Here is a 4074-nt window from a genome sequence, read left to right on the forward strand (position 1 = left end):
AACGTGGCGGACCCGTCGGTCGTGGGCGGGGCGATCCTGCTGGTGGTGCTGTCGCTGTTCGGGTTCGATTTCGACACCGTCGGGAGGCGCCAGCCGGACGGCGGCGAGGACACCGTCGGGAGGCGCCGCGGTGCGCAAGGAACTCTCCGATCCGCTGACCCCGGTGCTGGCCGTCGGTTCCGCGGCGAGCGCGCTGATGGGCTCCCCGGTCGACGCGATCCTGGTGGGTTCGGTCCTCACCGGCAATGCGATTCTCGCTGCATCCCAACAGGTTCGGGCCGAGCGGCTGCTGCGCCGCCTGCTCGCGGTCCAGGATCCGCCCGCCCGTCTGGTACTGGGCGGTGAACCCGCGAACGGTCACCGGAGCGTCGCCGCGGCGCGCCTGCTGCCGGGTGACGTCGTCGAGGTGCGCTCCGGGGAGGTGGTTCCCGCCGACTGCCGGATCATCGAGGCGTTCGACCTCGAGGTCGACGAGTCGGCGCTGACCGGCGAATCCCTGCCGGTGTCCAAGCACACCGCCCCGACCCCCGGCGCCGAAGTCGCCGAACGGGCCTGCATGCTGTACGCCTCGACGACCGTCGTGGCCGGGTCCGCCCTCGCGGTGGTCACCGCCATCGGTCCCCAGACACAGGTGCGCCGGGCCGCCGAGGTGGCCCCCTCGCGCGGGTCGCCCGTGGGCCTGCAGTCGCAGCTGCGCGAATTGACCAACCGCGCACTACCTTTCAGTCTCGCGGGGGGCGCACTGGTGAGCGGGCTCGGCCTGTTGCGGCTCGCGCCGTTGCGCCGGGCCGTCGCCAGCGGTGTCGCGGTGGCCGTGGCCGCGGTCCCCGAAGGGCTGCCGCTGGTGGCGACGCTGGCCCAGCAGGCGTCGGCGCGGCGGCTGTCCCACGCCGGGGCCCTGGTCCGCAGCCCGAAGTCGGTCGAGGCACTGGGACGCGTCGACGTGGTGTGTTTCGACAAGACCGGCACCCTGAGCGAGAACCGGTTACAGGTCACCCGAATCCACCACACCGACGGGTTCACCGACGATCAGGTGCTGTCCGTCGCGGCGCAGGCCACCCCGCCGAAGAACGGCAGCCGGCACGAACACGCCACGGACGCGGCCGTCGTCGACGCCGTCGGCGCGGAGGCCCCACGGGACGGCGACGAGATCCACCTTCCGTTCAGGTCCGGCCGGCCGTTCTCGGCCTCGATCGCCGGCACCGAACTCGTCCTCAAGGGCGCTCCGGAGGTGGTGTTCGACGCATGCGCCGGACGCGACGCCGGCGCCGGACCCGCGATCGAAGCCATGGCCGAATCCGGCCTGCGCGTCATCGCCGTGGCCCGCCGCACGGTGACCGCCGCGCAGGCCGGCGCCGCGCGCGCCGACGACAAGGCCTTCGCCGCGCTCTGCGGCAGCGGGCTCACCCTGGTGGGTCTGCTCGGTATCTCCGACACGCCCCGGAAAGGTGCGGCGGGCGTGTTGGCGGCGTTGCACGGGCAGCGGGTCGGGGTGCGTCTGGTCACCGGCGACCACCCCGTCACCGCCGCCGCGATCGCCACCGAACTCGGGCTGCCGGTCACCACCGAGCAGGTGGTCAGCGGCGCCGACTGGGAAGCCATGTCGCGCCGCGACCAGGAACGCGCGGTGCGGGACACCGTCGTCTTCGCGCGGATGACACCGGAGCACAAGGTCCAGGTCGTGCAGACGCTGGAGCGCACCGGCCTGGTGTGCGCGATGGTCGGCGACGGCGCGAACGACGCCGCCGCGATCCGGTCCGCCACCGTCGGCATCGGCGTGGCCGCACGCGGCAGCGACCCGGCCCGCACCGCCGCGGACGTGATGCTGCTGGACGGCCGGATCGAGGCGCTGCTGGACGCCATCGACGAGGGACGCCAGCTGTGGCGCCGGGTGCAGGCCGCCGTAGCGGTCCTGCTCGGCGGAAACGCCGGAGAGGTCGCGTTCGCCGTCGCCGGTTCGGCGCTGACCGGCCGCTCCCCGCTCAACGCGCGGCAACTGCTGCTGGTGAACATGATGACCGACGCGCCGCCGTCGGCGCCGACGGCGGCGCGTCGGTCATCATGTTCACCAGCAGCAGTTGCCGCGCGTTGAGCGGGGAGCGGCCGGTCAGCGCCGAACCGGCGACGGCGAACGCGACCTCTCCGGCGTTTCCGCCGAGCAGGACCGCTACGGCGGCCTGCACCCGGCGCCACAGCTGGCGTCCCTCGTCGATGGCGTCCAGCAGCGCCTCGATCCGGCCGTCCAGCAGCATCACGTCCGCGGCGGTGCGGGCCGGGTCGCTGCCGCGTGCGGCCACGCCGATGCCGACGGTGGCGGACCGGATCGCGGCGGCGTCGTTCGCGCCGTCGCCGACCATCGCGCACACCAGGCCGGTGCGCTCCAGCGTCTGCACGACCTGGACCTTGTGCTCCGGTGTCATCCGCGCGAAGACGACGGTGTCCCGCACCGCGCGTTCCTGGTCGCGGCGCGACATGGCTTCCCAGTCGGCGCCGCTGACCACCTGCTCGGTGGTGACCGGCAGCCCGAGTTCGGTGGCGATCGCGGCGGCGGTGACGGGGTGGTCGCCGGTGACCAGACGCACCCCGACCCGCTGCCCGTGCAACGCCGCCAACACGCCCGCCGCACCTTTCCGGGGCGTGTCGGAGATACCGAGCAGACCCACCAGGGTGAGCCCGCTGCCGCAGAGCGCGGCGAAGGCCTTGTCGTCGGCGCGCGCGGCGCCGGCCTGCGCGGCGGTCACCGTGCGGCGGGCCACGGCGATGACGCGCAGGCCGGATTCGGCCATGGCTTCGATCGCGGGTCCGGCGCCGGCGTCGCGTCCGGCGCATGCGTCGAACACCACCTCCGGAGCGCCCTTGAGGACGAGTTCGGTGCCGGCGATCGAGGCCGAGAACGGCCGGCCGGACCTGAACGGAAGGTGGATCTCGTCGCCGTCCCGTGGGGCCTCCGCGCCGACGGCGTCGACGACGGCCGCGTCCGTGGCGTGTTCGTGCCGGCTGCCGTTCTTCGGCGGGGTGGCCTGCGCCGCGACGGACAGCACCTGATCGTCGGTGAACCCGTCGGTGTGGTGGATTCGGGTGACCTGTAACCGGTTCTCGCTCAGGGTGCCGGTCTTGTCGAAACACACCACGTCGACGCGTCCCAGTGCCTCGACCGACTTCGGGCTGCGGACCAGGGCCCCGGCGTGGGACAGCCGCCGCGCCGACGCCTGCTGGGCCAGCGTCGCCACCAGCGGCAGCCCTTCGGGGACCGCGGCCACGGCCACCGCGACACCGCTGGCGACGGCCCGGCGCAACGGCGCGAGCCGCAACAGGCCGAGCCCGCTCACCAGTGCGCCCCCCGCGAGACTGAAAGGTAGTGCGCGGTTGGTCAATTCGCGCAGCTGCGACTGCAGGCCCACGGGCGACCCGCGCGAGGGGGCCACCTCGGCGGCCCGGCGCACCTGTGTCTGGGGACCGATGGCGGTGACCACCGCGAGGGCGGACCCGGCCACGACGGTCGTCGAGGCGTACAGCATGCAGGCCCGTTCGGCGACTTCGGCGCCGGGGGTCGGGGCGGTGTGCTTGGACACCGGCAGGGATTCGCCGGTCAGCGCCGACTCGTCGACCTCGAGGTCGAACGCCTCGATGATCCGGCAGTCGGCGGGAACCACCTCCCCGGAGCGCACCTCGACGACGTCACCCGGCAGCAGGCGCGCCGCGGCGACGCTCCGGTGACCGTTCGCGGGTTCACCGCCCAGTACCAGACGGGCGGGCGGATCCTGGACCGCGAGCAGGCGGCGCAGCAGCCGCTCGGCCCGAACCTGTTGGGATGCAGCGAGAATCGCATTGCCGGTGAGGACCGAACCCACCAGGATCGCGTCGACCGGGGAGCCCATCAGCGCGCTCGCCGCGGAACCGACGGCCAGCACCGGGGTCAGCGGATCGGAGAGTTCCTTGCGCACCGCGGCGCCTCCCGACGGTGTCCTCGCCGCCGTCCGGCTGGCGCCTCCCGACGGTGTCGAAATCGAACCCGAACAGCGACAGCACCACCAGCAGGATCGCCCCGCCCACGACCGACGGGTCCGCCACGTT

General features: G+C 73.7%; 1 protein-coding gene and 3 pseudogenes. 2 read left to right on the top strand and 2 right to left on the bottom strand.

The window, feature by feature from the left end; genetic code table 11:
• Together ASJ79_RS35170 and ASJ79_RS20030 are read left to right on the top strand one after the other, a co-directional pair.
• Positions 1 to 345, top strand: a pseudogene (locus ASJ79_RS35170) (hypothetical protein); the annotation flags it as partial.
• A pseudogene (locus ASJ79_RS20030) lies at positions 248 to 2092 on the top strand (HAD-IC family P-type ATPase); the annotation flags it as partial. The pseudogenes ASJ79_RS35170 and ASJ79_RS20030, both read left to right, overlap by 98 nt.
• On the opposite strand, the gene ASJ79_RS20025 reads toward ASJ79_RS20030, so the two are convergent.
• Both ASJ79_RS20025 and ASJ79_RS35175 read right to left on the bottom strand, forming a co-directional pair.
• Positions 1983 to 3824: an HAD-IC family P-type ATPase gene (locus tag ASJ79_RS20025; RefSeq protein ID WP_369803725.1), complete on the bottom strand. Its 1842-nt coding sequence runs from the start codon at positions 3822 to 3824 to the stop codon at positions 1983 to 1985. The pseudogene ASJ79_RS20030 and the gene ASJ79_RS20025 sit on opposite strands and share 110 nt — an antisense overlap.
• Positions 3730 to 4074: pseudogene (locus ASJ79_RS35175) on the bottom strand (hypothetical protein); the annotation flags it as partial. The pseudogene ASJ79_RS35175 and the gene ASJ79_RS20025, both read right to left, overlap by 95 nt.

Origin of the sequence: Mycobacterium sp. NAZ190054 (assembly GCF_001545925.1) — a bacterium.
Classification (GTDB): Bacteria; Actinomycetota; Actinomycetes; order Mycobacteriales; family Mycobacteriaceae; genus Mycobacterium.